Raw genomic sequence first — 20273 nt, forward strand, 5'->3', positions numbered from 1 at the left:
TGGCCGGATGATCACGCGTCGCGAGGCCGCTCAGCGCCTCGACATCCCCCTCGAGATGGCGACGCGGCACGGCATCCCCACCCGTCTGTCGGAGGAGGAGCTCGCCGCCCTCGAGCAGGATCCGCCCGCCTGGCTCGTCCAGTCGCGCGCGAACCGCACCGGCAGGCGTCCCGTGTGGGTGACCCTCGACTGCGCCGTCTGCGGCCGCTCCGAGGCCGCCCGCCCGAAGAAGTGGTGGCCCGAGTTCACGTTCCTCGTCTGCGAGGACCACTCCCCCGCCTCCTGGCCGCACCACCCCGAGGGCCACCGCCGCGACGAGTACGACGGCATCGGCACCCGCTTCATCGGCGTGCTCGACACCCCCGCCTGACCCGCGCTCGCGAGCCTGCCGCCTGCACCTCGGCCCCCGGACCAGCGCCGACCCGCGTTCCCCGACCGCTCGGCAGGAGCTCGCTTCTCCGCCGGCACCCCAGGAACGTCCCCGCAGGGCCTCGTCCCGCTGACCGCCACTCGGAACGCCTCGCCAGGCACCGGTCAACCCCGACCGATCCCCCGGCCGAACCGCGGCCACCCGTTCCCTGAACAGCCACCTGAGCTCGTTCCCCGACCTGCATCCCGGGAACGGCCCCGCAGGGGCTCGTTCCCCTCTACCTGCACCCGGGAACGGCCCCGCAGGGGCTCGTTCCCCCACCCGCTCCCCTCAACAAGAAACGGCCCCCTTCGAAGGGAGCCGTTCCTGACGTTCCGCGGGTCTCCGCGCGGTCAGCTGCAAGGCGGAGAAGGGCGCGATACCGGAGGTATCGCAACCGCCGACAACGCCGCAGATGACCGTGCGGAGACCCGCGGAATCACTCCCACTCGATGGTGCCGGGGGGCTTGGACGTCACATCCAGCACCACCCGGTTCACGCCGCTCACCTCGTTGGTGATGCGGTTGGAGATTCTGGCGAGGAGGTCGTAGGGCAGGCGGGTCCAGTCGGCGGTCATCGCGTCTTCCGAGGAGACGGGGCGCAGGACGATGGGGTGGCCGTAGGTGCGGCCGTCGCCCTGGACTCCGACGGAGCGGACGTCGGCGAGGAGGACGACGGGGCACTGCCAGATCTCGGTGTCGAGGCCGGCGGCGGTGAGCTCGGCGCGGACGATGGCGTCGGCGTCCTGGAGGAGGTCGAGCCGCTCCTGGGTGACCTCGCCGACGATGCGGATGCCGAGGCCGGGTCCGGGGAAGGGCTGGCGGCCGACGATGACCTCGGGGAGGCCGAGCTCGCGGCCGATCGCGCGGACCTCGTCCTTGAAGAGGGTGCGGAGCGGCTCGACGAGGGCGAACTGCAGGTCCTCGGGGAGTCCGCCGACGTTGTGGTGGGACTTGATGTTGGCGGTGCCGGTCCCGCCGCCGGATTCGACGACGTCGGGGTAGAGCGTGCCCTGGACGAGGAAGTCGATCGTCTCGCCCTCGCCCTGCGCTTCGAGCACGAGCGCTTCGGCGGCGGCCTCGAAGGTGCGGATGAACTCGCGGCCGATGATCTTGCGCTTCTGCTCCGGGTCGCTGACGCCGGCGAGCGCGTCGAGGAACTGCTCGCGCGCGTCGACGGTGACCAGGCGGACGCCGGTCGCGGCGACGTAGTCCTCCTCGACCTGGCGGCGCTCGTCCTTGCGGAGGAGTCCGTGGTCGACGAAGACGCAGGTGAGCTGGTCGCCGATGGCACGGTGCACGATCGCAGCGGCGACGGCGGAGTCGACTCCGCCGGACAGGCCGCAGATGACGCGTCCGGTGCCGACCTGCTCGCGGATCACGGCGACCTGGTCGTCGATCACGTTGGAGGAGTTCCAGTCGGCCGGGATGCCCGCGGCGCGGTGGAGGAAGTTCTCGATGACGGCCTGGCCGTAGGCGGAGTGCTTGACCTCGGGGTGCCACTGCACGCCGTAGAGACGGCGCTCGTCGTTGCCGAAGGCGGCGACCGGGGTGGAGCTCGTGGAGGCGAGGACCTCGAAGCCCTCGGGCGCCTGTGCGACCGAGTCGCCGTGGCTCATCCACACCGTCTGGTCGGCGGGCTGCTCGCCGAGGAGCACGCCACCGTCGGTCGAGAGGGCGGCGTCCGTCGCTCCGTACTCGCGCAGCCCCGTGTTGGCGACCTCGCCGCCGAGCGTCTTCGCCATCACCTGGAAGCCGTAGCAGATGCCCAGGACCGGGACCCCGAGGTCGAAGATCGCGGGGTCGAGCTGCGGGGCACCCTCCTCGTACACGCTGGAGGGGCCGCCCGAGAGGATGATGCCGACGGGCGACTTCGCGGCGATCTCGGCGGCCGTGGCGTTGGAGGGCACGATCTCGGAGTAGACGTTCGCCTCGCGGACCCGGCGGGCGATCAGCTGCGCGTACTGCGCGCCGAAGTCGACGACGAGGACGGGCTGCGCGGCCAGGTGCGGCTGGGGAGCGGTGGGCTGCTCGCTAATGGGGGGCCTCCACGGAGTCGGTCGGGGTCTTCGGGTCGGTGCCGGCGGTCCGGCGCTCGAGGTACTGCTCGACCTCGCGGGCGATGCGGGTCTCGACGAAGAAGGAGAGGGTGGGCACCACGCCGCCGAGCGCGATGAGCACGAATCGCGTGAACGGCCAGCGCATGAGGCTCCACAGGCGGAAGTCGGCGAAGAGGTAGACGACGTAGAACCAGCCGTGCGCGATCAGGATGCCGGTGGACAGGTTCGCGCCGGTGCCGCTCGACGTGAACTCGCCTCCGGGCACCTCGTACATCGGGGCGAAGTGCAGGACGCCCTGCTGGCCGAAGGCGAACAGCTCGAGGTGGAAGACGTACTTGAGCAGCATCTCCGCGCAGAGCAGGAGCAGCATCACGCCGGTGATGATCGAGGTCACCCGGTAGAAGCGCAGCGCGCTCCGGATCGCAGGGAACTGCGCGGGCTTGGGCTCGAGGGGCATGACGACCAGTTTACGGTGCGGGGGCGGGGGCCTCGGCCCGGTCGCCCAGGTCGGCGCGGGCGCGCTCCTCGGCGTCGAGCGCCTCCTCGGCCTCGCGCTCCCACGCGTCCTTGACGAGGCGGAACCAGAGGTAGAGGGCGAAGCCGGCGAAGACGACCCACTCGATCGCGTAGAAGACGTTGAGCCAGTTCAGCGAGACGTCGCTCACGCGCGCCGGGGAGTCGATGGCCTCGAGGCCGGCGACCGGCTCGTCGACGACGACGTAGCCCTGGTAGACGTCCTGCGGCGGGTCCGGCCAGCGGTTGATCAGCGCGGGGACGGAGAGCGCGGTGAGGGTGGCGGGGTCCAGGCCCTCCGCCGGCGCCTCCGCGGCCTCGTTGGCCACGAGGCGGCCGATGAAGGAGGAGGGCGCCTGCTCGCTCCCGCTGTTGAGCGCGTCCGCGACGGACTGCGCCTGCGCTTCGTCCTGCGTCCAGCCGTAGGCGAGCACCAGATCGGCGTCGGCGGTGCGGGTACGGGCGATGACCCACCAGCCCGGCTGCTCGCCGTTCAGGCGGCCGCCGAGGATCTCGGCACCGCCCGGCACGAAGACGGACGAGCCCTCCACGCGCTGTCCGTCGGCGGTCGCCGTGATCGAGCGGGAGGGGGTCGCGACCTCGGCGAGCGGGAGCGTCGTCTCCGACACTCCGGAGTCGGGCGCGGCGGCTTCGACCGCGCGGCCGACCTGCCACTGCCCGAGCGCGGCGAAGAGCCCGGCGATCAGGAGTGCGAGCGCCAGCGCGGCGATCCAGCGCGGGCGCCGGGCCACCTGCCCGACCGTGCTCTGCGTCATTCGTCCCTCGTCCGCCCTCGATCCGTGCGGTGTCCCGCGGGCCGGATCGAGCCTAACCCGTGAGTGTGGGAGCTCCGTGGGATCAGTAGTCGGGCTCCCTCGGGCGGCGGGGCCGGGCGTCGTCGGCGCCGTCGGACTGCTGCATCGCCTGGTCGATGAGCGCCTGGCGCATCGGATCGGGGAACTCGTCGTCGAGCTCGTCCGGCTCCGCGGGGCGCCTCGGAGGAGCGGGGGCCTCCTCCGCGGAGACGGCGGGCGCGGCCATCGCCGCCTCCACGAGCGCGAAGTCCTCCTCGTCCATGGCCGTGGCCGCTGCGGGTGCCGGGCGGTGCCGCCGCCGCGAGAGGAACGCGCCGATGCTCTCGGAGCGCGAGGCGAGGATCGGCCCGACGATCGCCATGATCAGCACGTAGAGGCCGGCGAAGGGCTGGATCCGCTCGTCGAGCCCCGCCGAGAGCGAGAGCGTCGCCAGGATGAGCGCGAACTCGCCGCGGTTGTGCAGGATGAACGCCGCGTTCAGGCCCGCGCGCGGTCCGAGCTTGTTGAGCCACGCGACGAACTGCCCCGCGCCGAGGTTGAGGACGATGGTCATCACCGCGGCGATCAGCACCGGGACCACGACGCTCGGGAACGCGCCGGGATCCAGCCCGAGACCGAAGTTGACGAAGAAGAACGCGCCGAACACGTCGCGCAGCGGGATCGCGATGTGCTCGACCCTCGACCGGAACCGCGTCGCTCCGATGACCAGTCCGATCAGGAACGCGCCGATGGCGTCCGTCACTCCGAGGACCTCGCCGATGCCGCCGAACAGGATGGCGAGACCGAAGAACAGGATCGTGAACAGCTCGTCGTCGCGAGTGCGGAAGAAGCGGGAGACGACCTTCCCGCCCCAGCGGGCGATCGCGAACATCACCACGAGGAACGCGAACGCGATGACGAGCTTGAGCACCACCGGCCACGGCTCCGTCTCGCCCGAGAGCACGACGGACACGATCGCCAGGTAGACCGCGATGAAGATGTCCTCGACGACCGTGACGCCCAGGATCATCGGCGTCTCGGGGTTCGCCAGGCGCTTGAGCTCGATCAGCAGCTTGGTGACGATCGCGCTCGAGCTCGTCGCCGTGATGCCGGCGATGATCAGCGCCTCGCGGCTCCCCCAGCCCAGCGCGAAGCCGAAGCCGAGGCCGACGGCCATGTTGACCGCGATGTAGGAGCCGCCGGAGAGGATCAGGCGGCCGGCGTTCCCGAAGAACTCGTCCTGGTCGAACTCCAGGCCGAGGTTGAACAGCAGGAGTATCAGCCCGAAGACCGCGGTCAGCTCGATGTAGCTCGACTCGAAGTCGAGCGGGAAGAGGTGGAAGTTCGGGCTCGCGAGGAGCCCGACGACCATGTAGATCGGGATGGCCGGGAGCCCGATCGTCCTCCCCAGCCGGCCGAGGACGTAGGCGACGACGAACAGGACGCCGAGGACGATGAGGTCTTCGCCGTGGTGCATCCTCAGGCTCCGGGCGGGGCGTCGACCGTCTTGGCGAAGCTGCCGGTGCGGAAGAACGCGAACGCCTTGGCGACCTTCTCGGGGCTGCCGGCGACCACGAGGGTGTCGCCGGGGAAGACGCGGAAGTCGGGGGCCGGCGCCGGATTGGCGGCGTCGCCCCGGACCACGGCGACGACGGTCAGCCCGACGATCCCGCGGTCGGCGGGCTTGCCGAGCTGCTGTCCGGCGATGTGGTCGTCGTAGTCCACGGTGAACCAGTCGATCGAGAGGCCCGGGATCTGGTCGAGCGCGGTCAGCGACTCCGTGATCTGCGTGCCGCCGAGCAGCTCGGCGAGGGTGTGCGCCTCGTCGTCGCTCAGGCGGAGCGACACCTTGGCGCCGTCCTGGTCGCCCTCGGCGAACGTGATCAGGTCGCTGTGGCCGGAGCGGTGGGCGATGACCCCGACCTTGCCGCCGTCGGCCGTCAGGAACGTGTGCAGAACGCCGACACCGGGCAGTTTGACCCTGCGGACCTCGACCATGCGTGCTCCCTCCGCGCCGTGCGGCGCTCCCACTCGGGACTTCCAGCTTAGGCGCGTGCGGAGCCCTCCTGCCGAGGGAACCCCGACCCGTCGAGGGATCCCGCAGTTTCCCGGCGGCCTCGGCGGTCCTGCGTCCCTCGCTGTCCACAGGGGGTGGGGGGAGTCTCCACAGGAGGAGCGGAGGGAGGGAAAGGGGGGCGGAAGCGTGCAGTGGGGATCTATCGAGGCGGGGCGTGAGGCCGGTCGGACGAGTCCGTGCGGCTGCGCCGCGGTACGCGCGGACCGGCGAGTGGGCGGGGGCCTCCGCGGACGAGCGGCAGCGGGCGCGGATCGACGCCGTGGCCGCGACCTGGAGCGCGCCCTTCGTCCTCCGCGAGTCGGCGGCGGCGGCGGCGGTCCGGGACGCCCCTTGGTCGAGCCTCTTGCGGAGACCGTGCATGTCGAGGGGCGACGGACCCGGGCAGCCGGACGTGGAACGGCGTCGCGGAGCGCGCGTCCGCCCTCACCCGCACTGATCGACGGACTCGCCGTCTCGGATCTCGCGCAGACCACCGTCGATCCGAACCGACCCGGCGTTCCTCGGGGGCCGCTCGCCCGAGCTCGTGCTTCTCGCCGAGAAGCGCCGGGAAGACCGGATCCGCGCGCGCGGGTCCGCAGCGTCGTCCGCCGGGCTGGCGCGAGGCCTACGACGCCAGCCCGTCCGGCCGACCCGCGCCGGCGTCCGCCGCGTCCAGGGACCCCCGGGCCGTCGAGGGAGCCCGCTGTTCGCGGCGGCCTCGACGGTCAGGATCGCCTCGGTCGGTGAGCGTCAGCTGGGCTGGTACGGCGCGACGACGACCTCGACCCGCTGGAACTCCTTGAGGTCGGAGTAGCCGGTCGTCGCCATCGAGCGGCGCAGGGCGCCGATGAGATTCGCCGTGCCGTCGGCGCCGGTTGCCGGGCCGTAGAGGACCTGCTCGAGGGTGCCGACGGTGCCGACCTCGACGCGGCGGCCGCGCGGCAGCTGCGGGTGGTGCGCCTCCGCGCCCCAGTGCCAGCCCCCGCCGGGAGCGTCGGTCGCGCGGGCCAGCGCCGAGCCGAGCATCACGGCGTCCGCGCCCACCGCGACGGCCTTCACGATGTCGCCGGAGGTGCCGAGGCCGCCGTCCGCGATGACGTGCACGTAGCGTCCGCCCGACTCGTCGAGGTAGTCGCGGCGAGCGCCGGCGACATCGGCGACCGCGGTCGCCATCGGAGCCTGGATGCCGAGCGTCGTGCGGGTGGTGGAGGCGGCACCGCCGCCGAACCCGACGAGGACGCCCGCGGCGCCCGTGCGCATGAGGTGCAGGGCCGCGGTGTAGGTGGAGGCGCCGCCGACGATGACGGGCACGTCGAGCTCGTAGATGAACTTCTTGAGGTTCAGCGGCTCGGTGTCGCGCGAGACGTGCTCGGCCGAGACGGTCGTGCCGCGGATGACGAACACGTCGACCCCGGCGTCGACGACGGTCTGGTACAGCTCCGCGATCCGCTGGGGCGACAGGGCCCCGGCGACGGTCACGCCCGCGGCGCGGATCTCGGCCAGGCGCGCGGTCACCAGCTCGGGGCGGATCGGAGCGGAGTAGATCTCCTGCATCCGCTGCGTCGCGGTCTCGGCCGGAAGCCGACGGATCTCCTCGAGCAGCGGCTCCGGGTCCTCGTACCGCGTCCACAGACCCTCGAGGTCGAGGACGCCCAGCGCCCCCAGATGCCCGAGCCGGATCGCCGTCGCCGGCGACACCACCGAGTCCATCGGCGCGGCGAGGATCGGCGTCGCGAACTGGTACGCGTCGATCGACCACTTCACCGACACGACCTCGGGGTCGCGCGTCCGGCGGCTCGGGACGACGGCGATGTCGTCGAAGGCGTACGCGCGGCGGGCGCGCTTGGCGCGCCCGATCTCGATCTCCATGACGCAGAGTTTACTGTGGCTCGCTCCTCGCTCCGCTCGTCGCTCGCCCGCGGTCGGCCCGAGCGGGCGGTCGCGTTCCCAAGAGCGTCCCGCGTCCGCGCTACGACGATCCGCTCGCACGCGGATCGCCGGTCACCGCTGAGCGGTATCAGCCGTGGCTCGCTCCTCGCTCCGCTCGCCGCTCGCCCGCGGTCGGCCCGAGCGGGCGGTCGCGTTCCGCAGAGCGTCACGCGTCCGCGCTACGCCGATCCGCTGGAAAGCGGATCGCTTGCTTCCGCTCCCACCGGGCTCCACACCAGGCCGCGATCGACGCGAGCGGGCGCACACCACCAGCAGGTGAAGCCTGCGCGGCCGCGACGACGACTTGCTGGGACACGGGACGCCAGTCCCCACTCCGTCGCGCTCACGCGGTGAGGCACGACCACTCCCCCGCATGCGGAAAGGCGGAGGCCCTCCCCCCGCAGTCGCGGCGGCGCCCCGCGCCGCTCGCGCTGCGTCCCCCGCCCCTCAGCCGAGAATCGGTGCTCGTCTCCCGGATGGAGGCGGCGGATCGGGATCCCGGCCCCTCCGGCGTGGTGGGCGTATGGGCCGCAGGCCCATCGGGCAGAGGGGCCGCGATCCCGATCCGCCGCCGGCCCCCACCAGACCCCTCAGCGCCGGTAGTTCGGCGCCTCCACCACCATCTGCACATCGTGCGGGTGCGACTCCTTCAGCCCGGCCGCCGTGATGCGCACGAACTTCCCGCGCTCCTTCAGCTCGGGGATGGTGCGCGCTCCGACGTAGAACATCGACTGGCGGAGCCCGCCGGCGAGCTGGTACGCCACGTTCGCGAGCGGGCCGCGGTAGGGCACCTGGCCCTCGATGCCCTCGGCGATCAGCTTGTCGTCGGTGGGCACGTCGGACTGGAAGTAGCGGTCCTTCGAGTAGGAGGTCCGCTCGCCGCGGGTCTGCAGGGCGCCGAGGGAGCCCATGCCGCGGTAGGTCTTGAACTGCTTGCCGTTCTGGAACACGAGGTCGCCGGGGCTCTCCTCGCAGCCCGCGAGGAGCGAGCCGAGCATCACGGTGTCGGCGCCGGCGACGAGCGCCTTGGCGATGTCGCCGGAGTACTGGAGGCCGCCGTCGGCGATCACCGGCACGCCGGACTCGCGCGCGGCGAGGGACGCCTCGTAGACCGCGGTGACCTGCGGGACTCCGACGCCGGCGACGACGCGGGTGGTGCAGATCGAGCCGGGGCCGACGCCGACCTTGATGGCGTCGGCGCCCGCGTCGACGAGGGCCTGCGCCCCGGAGCGGGTCGCGACGTTGCCGCCGATGACGTCGACGCCGGCGAACGCGGAGTCGGACTTCAGGCGGCGGATGATGTCGAGCACGCCGGCGGAGTCGCCGTTGGCGGTGTCGACGACGATCACGTCGACTCCCGCGTCGAGCAGGGCGGTGGCGCGCTGCCAGGCGTCGCCGAAGAAGCCGATCGCGGCGCCGACCCGGAGGCGGCCCTCGTCGTCCTTCGTGGCGTTGGGGTACTGCTCCGACTTGTCGAAGTCCTTGACCGTGATGAGGCCGGCGAGCTTGCCCTGCGCGTCGACGAGCGGCAGCTTCTCGATCTTGTGCTGCGCGAAGAGGGCGATGACCTCGCTGTCGGGGATGCCGACGCGGCCCGTGATCAGGCCGGTGCTGGTCATCACGTCGCGGACGAGCGTGGTCGCCTTCTCGAACGGCGAGACGAAGCGCATGTCGCGGTTGGTGATGATGCCCACGAGCACGCCGGTGGAGTCGACGACGGGGAGGCCGCTGATCCGGTACTGGCCGCAGAGGTCGTCCACCTGGGCGACGGTGGCGTCCGGGGTGGTGGTGACGGGGTTCGAGACCATGCCCGACTCGCTCCGCTTCACCCGGTCGACCTGGTCGGCCTGGTCGGCGATGGAGAGGTTGCGGTGCAGGACGCCGAAGCCGCCCTGGCGGGCCATCGCGATCGCCATGCGCGCCTCGGTGACGGTGTCCATCGCCGCGGAGAGCAGCGGGGTCGCCACGCTGATGCGCTTGGTGAGACGGGAGGCCGTGTCGGCCTCGCTCGGGATGACGTCGGTGTGCCCCGGAAGGAGCATGACGTCGTCGTAGGTGAGTCCGAGGAATCCGAAGGGATCCGGCTGGTCCATCAATGCCCCTTAGCAGGTCGAGTGCGGGAGCCCGGAGAGGACGGGAGGAGTCCGCTCACGAGCGCCACGGTTGTTCGATCTTAAGCGCCGCAGGGCCCGCGGTATTCCTCGACGGCGCGGCCGCCGGGCCGCGGATGGGCGCTGGAGCGCTCTCCTCTCCCTCATAATGTCGTCACGCGTAAGTGCGGACGGTGAAACACCGCCGACACATGCGGAACGTATGGTCAACCAACGTTGTTTGACGACGGCGATTCGGGCGTGCCCGGAGACCCCATCCGTCTGTGCACCCTGACGAGAGGTAGACGTCTTGCTCACAGCCAGCCGTTCGATGCGCCGCCAGCGCTCGACGACCCTGCATCCGACGGACCGGGAGGCGCCCCGTGGATAGGAGACGCCCGAGGCTCCGAGACCGGCTCCTGGCCCTGGGTCTGCTCGCCGCGACCCTCACCGGGATCGCCGCGGCGGCCCCTGCCGCACTCGCCGCCACCACCGCCGACCAGTCGATCATCGCCTGGGTCCGCGTGCAGGGGACGAACGAGAACCTGACGGGGGTGACCGTCGAGATCGGCGGCGACGCCTCCGCGACCGTGACCACCGGCGAGGACGGCCGGGCCACGTTCCCCCTCGACGCCGCGGGCACCTACACGGTGACCGTCGACGAGGAGTCCCTGCCCGCCGACAAGGGCTACCCCGCCGCGGGTCAGAACCCGAAGCAGGTGAAGATCGTCGCCTCGCAGAACCAGATCGTGAACTTCATCGTCTCGACGGCCAACCCGAAGGGCTCCGGAGCGACCGTCCCGGTCCCGACGGACTCCGCGGCTCCGACGAGCCCCGCGACCGAGGGCACGACCGGCAACGACGCGACGAACCCCGACGGCACGTCCAATGCGGTGAACCAGCCGGTGTCGGCCGACACGTTCTGGATCATCTTCTGGCCGAAGGTCGTCACCGGCCTGATCTTCGGGCTCCTGATCGCCCTCGCGGCGATCGGCGCCTCGCTGATCTACGGCGTGACCGGCCTGAACAACTTCGCCCACGGCGAGCTGGTCACCTTCGGCGCGCTGATGGCGTACCTCTTCTCCGGGGTCTTCGGACTCCCGGCGCTGCTGGCCATCCCGATCGCGGTGATCCTCGGCGGGGCCTTCGGCTTCGTCCAGGACGGACTGCTCTGGAAGCCGCTGCGGAAGAAGGGCATCCAGCTCATCCCGCTGATGATCGTGACGATCGGCCTCTCGCTGGCCCTGCGCTACGTGTTCGTCTTCTTCTTCGGAGCCGACCGGCTCTCGCTCCCCAACAGCACCGCTCCGTTCTTCACGGTGCCGGAGCTCGGGATCAGCCTGAAGTTCACCGACATCGTCGGCGCCGTCGTCGGCGTCGTCTGCATCGTCGCCGTGGCCTACGTCCTCACGAAGACGAAGATCGGCAAGGCGATGCGGGCGGTCTCGGACAACCGGGCCCTCGCCTCCGCCTCGGGCATCAACGTCGAGCGCGTCATCCGCGTCGTCTGGGTGATGTCGGGCGCTCTCGCCGCGCTGGCGGGCGTCTACATCGGCTACTACCAGTCGCTGCGCTGGGACACGGGAGCGTCGATCCTGCTGCTGATCTTCGCGGCGATCACGCTCGGCGGACTCGGCTCCGCCTACGGCGCGCTGGTCGGCTCGCTCATCATCGGACTGATGATGAACATCTCGACGATCTGGATCCCGGAGAACCTCAAGTACGTGGCTCCGCTCGTTCTCATGATCATCATCCTCCTGGTCAGGCCGCAGGGAATCCTGGGCCGCAAGGAACGGATCGGCTAGGACACCATGAACCTCAACTTCATCTGGCTGGCGATCGGGCAGATCGTCGATCCCACTGTCGCCGCGTACGCGCTGGCGACCATCGGCCTGGTCATCCACTTCGGATTCACGGGGCTGCTCAACTTCGGACAGGCCGGCTTCATGGCAGTGGGCGGCTACGCCTTCGCCATCACCTCGGTCAAGTTCGAATGGCCCGTCTGGGGCTCCTTCCTCGCGACGATCGTCGCGGCGACCGTCTTCGCGCTCATCCTGGGCATCCCGACGCTGCGGCTGCGGGCCGACTACCTCTCGATCGTCACGATCGCGGCGGCGGAGATCATCCGGCTCTCGGTCAAGACCCCCGAGTTCTCGGCGATCACCGGCGGCTCGGAGGGCATCAACGGCGCGGCGAAGGCGTTCAACGACCTCAACCCGCTGCCCGAGGGCCGCTGGGGCATCGGCGTGCTCACCTACAGCCAGGACCAGTGGTGGGTGCGGATCGTCGGCTGGGGCCTCGTGCTCCTGGCCTGCCTCCTGGTGTTCCTCCTGATGCGCAGCCCCTGGGGCCGCGTCATCAAGGGCATCCGCGAGGACGAGGACGCCGTGCGCTCGCTCGGCAAGAACGTCTTCTCGTACAAGATCCAGGCGCTCATCCTGGGCGGCGTGCTCGGAGGCCTCGCAGGAGCGCTGTTCATCCTCCCCCGCTCGCTCCAGCCCGACAACTACGGCACCCAGCTCACGTTCTTCCTCTACACGATCATGCTGCTGGGCGGCGCCGCGACGGTCTTCGGACCCGTCGTCGGCTCGATCATCTTCTGGGTCGTCCTCGGTCTGACCGACGGACTGCTCACGCTCGGGATCGACACCGGGGTCCTCAACAACGACCTCATCCGCCTCACCACCGTGCAGACCGGACCCATCCGGTTCATCGTGGTGGGGGTAGCCCTCATGCTCCTGGTGATCTTCAGACCCCAGGGGATCTTCGGCAAGAAGAAGGATCTGCACTTTGCCTAAGACGCCGGTCTCGGACATCACCGAGGAAGCAATCGTCCCCGGGGTCAGGAAGAAGGACCCCATCGTCGTCGCCGACAACGTCAGCCGCCGCTTCGGCGGCCTGACCGCGGTCGACGTCGAGCACCTCGAGATCCCCCGCGGATCCATCACCGCCCTGATCGGCCCGAACGGGGCCGGCAAGACCACGTTCTTCAACCTGCTGACGGGCTTCGACAAGCCCAACACCGGCAAGTGGAACTTCAAGGGCAAGAACCTCGCCAACGTCCCGGCCTACCGGGTGTCGCGGATGGGCATGGTGCGCACGTTCCAGCTCACCAAGGCGCTCGGCGGCATGACAGTGCTCGAGAACATGCTGCTCGGCGCGAAGGGGCAGAAGGGCGAGAACATCTTCACCTCGCTCATCCGCCCGCTGTGGTCGAAGGAGGAGGACTCGATCGAGCAGCGCGCGATCCGCCTGCTCGAGAAGTTCAAGCTGGACACCAAGCGGGACGACTACGCGTCGAGCCTGTCGGGCGGCCAGAAGAAGCTGCTCGAGATGGCGCGGGCGCTGATGTCGGAGCCCGAGCTCGTCATGCTCGACGAGCCGATGGCCGGCGTGAACCCGGCGCTGACGCAGTCGCTCCTCGGTCACATCGTGAACCTGAAGGACGAGGGCATGACCGTGCTCTTCGTCGAGCACGACATGCACATGGTCAACACGATCGCCGACTGGGTGATCGTGATGGCCGAGGGCAAGGTCGTCGCCGAGGGCCCGCCCTCGACCGTGATGAACGACCCGGCCGTCATCGACGCGTACCTCGGCGCGCACCACGACACCGACCTGGGCACGATCGAGGGCCAGCTCGAGATCGCCGAGGAGATGGACTCCGACCTCGTCCGCGAGGACGTGGAGCGGCAGGCGGATAAGGCCGGCATCCCGACGCCCGGCCACGACGCTCCGGCGGCCGGAACGGCGTCCCCGTCGGCCTCCGCGCCGACGAGCGTCGCCCCGACGACCGACGCCCCGGCCGTCGAATTCGAGAAGGACGAGAGATGACCGCCGACACGACGACTCCGAACACCCTCGAGACGCACGATCTGCACGCGGGCTACGTGCCGGGGGTCAACATCCTCAACGGCTCGAACGTCTACGTGAAGCGCGGCGAGCTCGTCGGGATCATCGGCCCGAACGGTGCAGGCAAGTCGACGCTGCTGAAGGCGATGTTCGGCCTGGTCAACATCCGCCAGGGGACCGTCCTGCTGAACGGCGAGGACATCACCGGCCTCAAGGCCGACAAGCTGGTGTCCAAGGGCGTGGGCTTCGTGCCGCAGAACAACAACGTCTTCCCGTCGCTCACCATCGAGGAGAACCTCGAGATGGGCATGTACCAGAAGCCGAAGCTGTACAAGGAGCGGCTCGAGTTCGTCACCGAGCTCTTCCCGGAGCTCAGCAAGCGGCTCAAGCAGCGCTCGGGGTCGCTCTCGGGCGGTGAGCGCCAGATGGTGGCGATGTCGCGGGCTCTGATGATGGACCCGTCGATGCTGCTGCTCGACGAGCCCAGCGCCGGCCTGTCCCCGATGCGGCAGGACGAGACGTTCGTCAACGTGCAGCGGATCAACCGCGCGGGCGTCTCGATCATGATCGTCGAGCAGAACGCGCGGCGGGCGCTGCAGATCTGCGACCGCGGCTACGTCCTCGACCAGGGCCGCGACGCCTACGAGGGCGCGGGCCGGGAGCTGATGAACGATCCGAAGGTCATCGAGCTCTACCTGGGCACGCTCGCCACGACCAACGAGGTCACCACGAGCACCCCGACCGTCGGCGGCTGACCCCCGCTGCGAAGGGCCCGTCGTCTCCGGACGGCGGGCCCTTCGTCGTTGCCGGGGCGCGGAGCGGGCGCGAGCGGGCCGAGGGGCCGGTGCGGCTCCGGGGCGGAGGCGGGGCCGCTCGCCCAGGGCGCCGTGCCGCTCGGAGACCACTCGGAGCAGGTCGGGAAGGCAGGCGGCTCGGTGCCCGGAGACGCGCCGGCACGGGGTGCCGCAGAAGGGAGGCGGGGGGGGCCGCTCTCCCGGCGCGGACAGGCCTTCACCGGTCTCTCCGCGATGCCCGCCGAACCCCCGGCAAGTCGGCGGAACGACGGTCTGGACACTCGGTCTCCTGTCCGCGGGACGAGGGCAGGACAGCGAGAGTCTCTCCGCACCAGCGACCCCCACGAGGGGGACAGGATATCGCCCTGCCTGCCGTAGTTTTGGGGACACGGGACAGCCCTGCAGGGGGACGTCCCGCTCCCCTCTCCCCCGGTAGGGACCGCGATCGGTCGCCGATCTCCTCCCCTCCCCGCAGCGCCTCGAGCGCCGCGTCGTCCGCCTCGAAGGAGCCGACCATGAAGAGCTACACCCCCGCCCCTGTGGAACTCGGAGCCGGCTTCGGCACCGGTGCGATCGGCGACTACGAGCGCTGGCGCGTCGTCGGCGTCTACGCCCAGGTCGTCATCGCCGAGACCACCGGCGGCAAGCGCCGCAACTACAGCCGTTCCTTCGTCACGTACCGCCTGGCGCAGGAGGCGGAGCTGCTCCGCGCCTCCTAGGTCCTCCGCACTCCACGAGCGCGCGTCCTCCCTCGGGAGGGCGCGCGCTTCTGCGTTCCCGCTCGACGTCGTCGCTCCCGCCCGCGGTCCGGCAGGGCGCCCCTCGAGGCCGGGAGAGGCGCTCGGAGGCGTTCACAGGCCGTCCGAGCCGCTCCTCCTCCCGGGTGTCTCCTCGACGCGACGCCAGGCCCTGGACGCCGCGCAGCCGTCCGCCCGCACCCGACAGCGGACGCCCGCGCGGACGACCGCCGCGCCTCGCTGCGTCCGCGCGACCGGCGCGTCTCCGCCTCTGCCCTCCGGGAACGGCGAAGGGGCCCGGTCCGAAGACCGAGCCCCTCAGGGATGCGGCAGGAGCCGCGTCACCGCGTCGTCAGTTCAGCGAACCCTCGACGGTCTCCTCGAAGGAGGTGGTGTTGCCCGTGCCGTACTTGTAGATCGAGACCGAGGCCTCGCTGGTGTCGCCGTTCTCGTCGAACGAGATCGGGCCGGAGAGGCCGTCGTAGTCGACGTCCTCGCCGTCGGCGATGAGCTTCGCGCAGTCGGCGAAGGTCGTGCACTTGGTGCCGCCCTCCGAGACCGACATGAGGTTGTCGCGGATGGTCGCACCGTCCGTCGCCTTGCCCTGGAGCGCGGCGAGAGCGGTCAGGACCGTGGCGTCGTACGACTCCGGCGCATAGCTGAACACGGTCAGCGCGTCGTTGCCCTGCGACTCGACGAGCGACTGCAGCTTGCCCTGGAAGTCCTCGGACGCCTGGACGCCCGGGTTGGTGAACTGCGCGCCGGCGATGTCGACGTTGGTGTCGGACTCGCCGATGACGCCGTAGTTGCCGTCCGTGCCGTAGAGCTTCGAGAAGTCGAAGCCCTTGGCCGAGAGCTGCTCCGCGATGGTCTTGATCTCGTCGAACGAGATGACGACCAGCGCGTCGGGGTTCGGGGCGAGGACCGAGGTCAGCGCCGAGTTGAAGTCGGTCGAGGCCGGCTCGAAGATCTCCTCGGCCGCGACGGATGCTCCGCCCGCCTCGAGGGTCTCCTTGATGTTCTTCTCGAGGCCGGTGCCGTACGCGTCGTTCATGTACAGGATCGAGACGTTGGTCTTGCCGTCGCCGAGGATCTTGTTGCCGAGGATGCGGCCCTGGAGCACGTCCGAGGGAGCGGTGCGCCAGTAGTAGCCGTCGTCGTCGTAGGTCGTGAAGTCCGGCGAGGTGTTGGCCGGCGAGATCTGGACGACGCCCGCCTGGGTCACCTGGTCGATGAAGGTCTTCGAGACGCCCGAGGACGCCGCGCCGATGATGGCGGAGACGTTGTCGGCGATGAGGGACGTGGCCGACTGCGTCGCGATGTCGGTCGTGGTGTCGCCCGAGTCCTTCTGCTCCACGTCGATCGTGATGCCGGCCTTGGCGTCGTTGATGTCGACGACCGCCTGGTCGACGCCCGCGATCTCGGGCGGGCCGAGGACGGCGAGGGTGCCGGTCTGCGGGAGGATCGTGCCGATCTTGAGGGACAGGTCGCCCGAGCCGCTGTCGCCGCTCGATCCGCTGTCGCCGCCGCCGGCGCAGCCGGCGAGGACGAGAGCGCTGGCGCCCAGAATGGCGACGCCGCCGAGGGTTGCCCGGAGGGACCGCGCGCGGGCCGAGCCGGCCTTCGCGTAAACGCCCATGTTGCTCCTTGAGAGGTGTGTGTCAGTGGGAGCGGCGCCGGTGGCAACCGCTCGGCCAACCTAACCTCCGAAGCAGCCGTGAACAATACAGGGGTGTTACCAATACGTTTCGCGACCGGATCGTTACCATTCCGCTGTCGCGCCGCGCCAGGACGACGCGTTCCGCAGATCAGACGGAGGATCGGCGCCGTCTGCGCTCCGCGGCGACGAGGTCGCCTGAGAAGATCGCCAGGGCGGCCCACACCAGCGCGAAGCCGATCCAGCGCTCGAGCGGCATCTCCTCGTGCAGGACGAAGGCCCCGACGAGGAACTGCAGGAACGGCGTCAGGTACTGCACGAAGCCGACGATCGACAGCGGGAGCCGGCGCGCGGCGCCCGCGAACAGGAGCAGCGGGACGGCCGTGACGATGCCGGCCGAGGCGAGGATGAGGGCGTGCCCCGTCCCCTCCGTCGTCAGGGTCAGCCCCACCGTGGAGCCGACGACCGCCAGCTGCACGACGGCGAGCGGCGTCAGCCAGAGCGTCTCGAGCGTCAGTCCGCCGACCGCGTCCACCGTGCCGCCGACGCGGCTCTTCACCAGGCCGTAGAGGCCGAACGAGAAGGCGAGGGCGAGCGAGATCCACGGGAAGGATCCGTAGCCCACCGCGATGACCAGCACCGCGACCGCGCTGACGCCCATCGCGGCCCACTGCAGTGGCCGGAGGCGCTCGCGCAGCACCAGGACGCCCAGCAGCACCGTGACCAGCGGGTTCATGAAGTAGCCCAGGGCCGCCTCGATGACGTGGCCCGTGGTCGTGGCGATCACGTAGACCTGCCAGTTGACGTAGATGAGCACGCCCGCGATCGCCATCACGCCGAGCAGGCGGGGGCGGCGCAGCAGCGCGCCGAAGGAGCGCCAGCCGCGGAGGACCGTGAGCAGGATCACGCAGAAGACGAGCGAGAAGAGCACTCGGAACGCGACGATCTCGAACGGCGAGGCCGGCGCCATCGCGATGAAGTAGAGGGGCATCGCACCCCAGAGCAGGTAGGCCGAGAACGCGAACAGCAGCCCCGTGCCGGACATCCCGCCCGGGCGTCCCGCCGCTCCGAGCGCCTCCACTCCTTCGCCGACGGGCACGTCCGAAGGGGACGGCGAGACGGACTCGGCAGGGGTGCGGGAGCTGGTCACTCCCCCGATGCTACGCAGCCGCGGGGTGGGGAGACGGCCCCGTAGCGGGCGGATCAGGCCACTGGCCGCGAGGAGGACCGGGAACGACGGAAGGGCCCGCCGACCGAGGTCGACGGGCCCTTCCGAGGGATGCTGCCTAGCGGACGACGACCGCGAGGACGTCGCGAGCGGAGAGGACCAGCAGGTCCTCGCCACCGAACTTGACCTCGGTTCCGCCGTACTTGGAGTAGATCACCTTGTCGCCGACGGCGACGTCGAGCGGCACGCGGTTGCCGTTGTCGTCGATGCGACCGGGTCCGACGGCGACGACCTCGCCCTCCTGCGGCTTCTCCTTGGCGGTATCGGGGATGACGAGACCGGAAGCGGTCACCTGCTCCGCCTCGACCTGCTTGATGACGATGCGATCTTCGAGCGGCTTGATGGACACCGACACGGTTGACCTCTTTCTTGACGACGATGTGGGCGGAACGCGGTTCTGGCACACACGCTCCGAGAGTGCTAGATCCATCGTAGGGGCTCCGCTGGCACTCGTGCAATCAGAGTGCCAAGCGGGGCGGCGGACCCGCCGGGAAGCCGTGGCCTACCATGGCCGGATGCGACGCGACGAGCTGGTCGAGCTCCTCTCCCCCGAGGGCCTCCGGCTCCTCGACTCCCTCGACGGCTACCGGTCCGACGACCTGGTGCGGGCCGTGGCACGCCTCCGGGCCGCCGGCCACTCCCCCGTCCTCGTCGCCGCGGTGCTCACCCAGGCGAGGCTCCGGCAGAAGGCGGAGGCGAAGTTCGGAGAGTTCGCCCGCTCGATGCTCTTCACGGACGCGGGACTCGAGCAGGCGACGCGGCTGCGCGTCGCCGCCCTGCACGCCGGCCGGTTCGCCGCGGCGGGAGCGGCGCGCGTCGCCGACCTCGGCAGCGGGATCGGCGGCGACGCCCTCGCGATGGCCGCGATCGACCTGGCGGTCACCGCCGTCGAGGCCGACGAGGTCACCGCGACCCTGGCCAGCTTCAACCTCGCCCCGTTCCCCGCGGCGAGCGCCGTGCACTCGACGGCCGAGGCCTTCGACCTCGACGGCTTCGACGCCGTCTACCTGGACCCGGCACGCCGCACGGCGGGCCACCGCGAGACCCGCCGGCTCGACGATCCGGACGACTACTCCCCCTCGCTCGACTTCGCGTTCGGCCTGGCCGAGCATCGTCCCGTGGGCGTGAAGGTGGGTCCCGGCTTCGACCGCGAGCGCCTGCCGCGGGACGCCGAGGCGCAGTGGGTCTCGGTCGACGGGGAGCTGGTCGAGACCGGGCTCTGGTTCGGTTCTCTGGCGCGCACGGGCGTGCGCCGCTCCGCTCTGCTGCTCGGCGCGACCGGCTCCTCCGAGCTCACCGCGGCGGGCGACAGCGAGGACGAGGAGGTCGGCCCCCTCGGCGCGTTCGTGCACGAGCCGGACGGCTCCGCGATCCGCGCGCGCCTCCTGGGCGAGCTCGCGCGCTCCAGCGGCTCGCGGATGCTCTCGCCCGGCATCGCCTATCTGACGGGCGACGATGCGGCTGCCTCGCCCTTCCTCCGCAGCTTCCGGGTCCTCGCCGAGCTGCCGCTGGACGAGCGCACGCTGGCGAAGGAGCTGCGCACCCGCGGCATCGGCGTGCTCGAGATCAAGAAGCGCGGGGTGGACGTCGACCCCGCCCGCTTCCGCAAGCGGCTGGGCCTCTCCGGCACCGGCAGCGCGGTGCTGATCCTGACGCGGATCGCCGGGCGCCACCGCGCGCTGCTCGCGGAGCGCGTCGAGCGGCCCGCGCCGGCTCAGTAGCCGGAGGTGCCGGCGGCGAGGGCGACCACGACGAAGACGAGGAAGACCGCCAGGTAGATCAGCGAGACGGCGATGCCGGCGAACCCGGTGATGATCGCGGTCAGCGCGAAGCCGCGTGCGGCCGGCTCGCGCCGGCGTCCGAGGAATCCGAGCACGACGGCCGGAGCCGACAGCAGGAAGCCGAAGCCGGCGGCGAAGAGCGTGATGACCAGGCCGACGATGCCGAGGATCATCCCGACGAGGCTCAGCGTGCGCGGGACGACGGGCGCCGGTGCGGCCGCGTAGGCGGCGGGGTGGCCGGGCGCGGAGGAGTAGGCGGGCGCCGAGGGGTACGCCGCCGCCCCCGAGCAGGAGGCGCGGCACGCCCCGGTCGCGGCAGGCGGCGAGCGCCTTCGTGAGCAGGACGTCGGCGACCGCCTCGCGGAAGCTCGCCG

18 protein-coding genes are annotated in these 20273 nt (G+C 70.9%); 7 read left to right on the forward strand and 11 right to left on the reverse strand.

Annotated features, from left to right (window positions below):
• Positions 1-7: 7 nt before the first annotated feature.
• On the forward strand, positions 8-370 hold the full coding sequence (locus C5C63_RS14485; RefSeq protein WP_104224739.1) for a DUF5997 family protein: 363 nt from the start codon (positions 8-10) through the stop codon (positions 368-370).
• Positions 371-848: 478 nt separating this feature from the next.
• Here C5C63_RS14485 and guaA read toward each other — a convergent pair whose 3' ends face one another.
• The 7 genes from guaA to guaB all read right to left on the reverse strand — a co-directional run bounded on the left by guaA (position 849) and on the right by guaB (position 9853).
• Positions 849-2414 carry a glutamine-hydrolyzing GMP synthase gene (guaA, locus tag C5C63_RS14490; RefSeq protein ID WP_104227304.1) on the reverse strand — a complete coding sequence of 522 codons (1566 nt, stop codon included), beginning with the start codon at positions 2412-2414 and terminating at the stop codon, positions 849-851.
• Positions 2415-2442: 28 nt separating this feature from the next.
• Entirely contained in the window at positions 2443-2925 is a 483-nt protein-coding gene (locus C5C63_RS14495) for a DUF3817 domain-containing protein (protein WP_104234169.1), read from the reverse strand.
• A 10-nt stretch (positions 2926-2935) separates the two neighbouring features.
• Positions 2936-3757, reverse strand: coding sequence for an SURF1 family cytochrome oxidase biogenesis protein (locus tag C5C63_RS14500; RefSeq protein WP_104292891.1), 822 nt, complete (start codon positions 3755-3757; stop codon positions 2936-2938).
• Positions 3758-3839: 82 nt separating this feature from the next.
• Entirely contained in the window at positions 3840-5252 is a 1413-nt protein-coding gene (locus tag C5C63_RS14505; RefSeq protein ID WP_104234167.1) for a cation:proton antiporter, read from the reverse strand.
• A 2-nt stretch (positions 5253-5254) separates the two neighbouring features.
• Complete coding sequence (locus C5C63_RS14510) at positions 5255-5773, reverse strand: cation:proton antiporter regulatory subunit (protein WP_068256939.1); 519 nt, start codon at positions 5771-5773, stop codon at positions 5255-5257.
• 808 nt (positions 5774-6581) lie between these two features.
• Positions 6582-7700 carry a GuaB3 family IMP dehydrogenase-related protein gene (locus C5C63_RS14515; protein WP_104326316.1) on the reverse strand — a complete coding sequence of 373 codons (1119 nt, stop codon included), beginning with the start codon at positions 7698-7700 and terminating at the stop codon, positions 6582-6584.
• Between the two features lie 650 nt (positions 7701-8350).
• Complete coding sequence (gene guaB, locus C5C63_RS14520) at positions 8351-9853, reverse strand: IMP dehydrogenase (RefSeq protein WP_104256107.1); 1503 nt, start codon at positions 9851-9853, stop codon at positions 8351-8353.
• Positions 9854-10233: 380 nt separating this feature from the next.
• On the opposite strand from guaB, the gene C5C63_RS14525 reads away from it, so the two are divergent.
• The 5 genes from C5C63_RS14525 (at position 10234) to C5C63_RS14545 (ending at position 15215) form a co-directional block, all read left to right on the forward strand.
• Entirely contained in the window at positions 10234-11655 is a 1422-nt protein-coding gene (locus C5C63_RS14525; protein ID WP_104224732.1) for a branched-chain amino acid ABC transporter permease, read from the forward strand.
• A 6-nt stretch (positions 11656-11661) separates the two neighbouring features.
• Entirely contained in the window at positions 11662-12648 is a 987-nt protein-coding gene (locus tag C5C63_RS14530) for a branched-chain amino acid ABC transporter permease (protein ID WP_104224731.1), read from the forward strand.
• Complete coding sequence (locus C5C63_RS14535) at positions 12641-13684, forward strand: ABC transporter ATP-binding protein (RefSeq protein ID WP_104234165.1); 1044 nt, start codon at positions 12641-12643, stop codon at positions 13682-13684. Before C5C63_RS14530 ends, C5C63_RS14535 begins: the two co-directional genes overlap by 8 nt.
• On the forward strand, positions 13681-14457 hold the full coding sequence (locus C5C63_RS14540) for an ABC transporter ATP-binding protein (RefSeq protein WP_104224729.1): 777 nt from the start codon (positions 13681-13683) through the stop codon (positions 14455-14457). Before C5C63_RS14535 ends, C5C63_RS14540 begins: the two co-directional genes overlap by 4 nt.
• A 554-nt stretch (positions 14458-15011) precedes the next feature.
• Positions 15012-15215, forward strand: a complete 204-nt coding sequence (locus C5C63_RS14545) for a hypothetical protein (protein ID WP_104234164.1) — start codon at positions 15012-15014, stop codon at positions 15213-15215.
• A gap of 370 nt (positions 15216-15585) precedes the next feature.
• Here the strand turns inward: C5C63_RS14545 and C5C63_RS14550 are convergent, their stop codons facing one another.
• The 3 genes from C5C63_RS14550 to groES form a co-directional block, all read right to left on the reverse strand.
• A complete protein-coding gene (locus C5C63_RS14550; protein WP_104234163.1) occupies positions 15586-16872 on the reverse strand; it encodes an ABC transporter substrate-binding protein in 1287 nt (428 codons plus the stop codon).
• A gap of 169 nt (positions 16873-17041) precedes the next feature.
• The gene (rarD, locus tag C5C63_RS14555; protein WP_104224726.1) at positions 17042-17935 is read right to left on the reverse strand and encodes an EamA family transporter RarD; all 894 of its coding nucleotides are present in this window, start codon (positions 17933-17935) and stop codon (positions 17042-17044) included.
• Positions 17936-18176: 241 nt separating this feature from the next.
• Entirely contained in the window at positions 18177-18473 is a 297-nt protein-coding gene (gene groES, locus C5C63_RS14560; protein ID WP_097167691.1) for a co-chaperone GroES, read from the reverse strand.
• Positions 18474-18633: 160 nt separating this feature from the next.
• Here groES and C5C63_RS14565 point away from each other — a divergent pair, with 160 nt between their 5' ends.
• On the forward strand, positions 18634-19839 hold the full coding sequence (locus C5C63_RS14565) for an SAM-dependent methyltransferase (protein WP_104292894.1): 1206 nt from the start codon (positions 18634-18636) through the stop codon (positions 19837-19839).
• Here C5C63_RS14565 and C5C63_RS17300 read toward each other — a convergent pair.
• Positions 19833-20273 (reverse strand): DUF4190 domain-containing protein (locus C5C63_RS17300; protein WP_219815307.1); only part of this gene is annotated, 441 nt, incomplete at its 5' end. The two genes, C5C63_RS14565 and C5C63_RS17300, sit on opposite strands and share 7 nt — an antisense overlap.

The sequence above is a fragment of the Rathayibacter sp. AY1B8 genome, from assembly GCF_002932775.1.
Taxonomy (GTDB): domain Bacteria; phylum Actinomycetota; class Actinomycetes; order Actinomycetales; family Microbacteriaceae; genus Rathayibacter.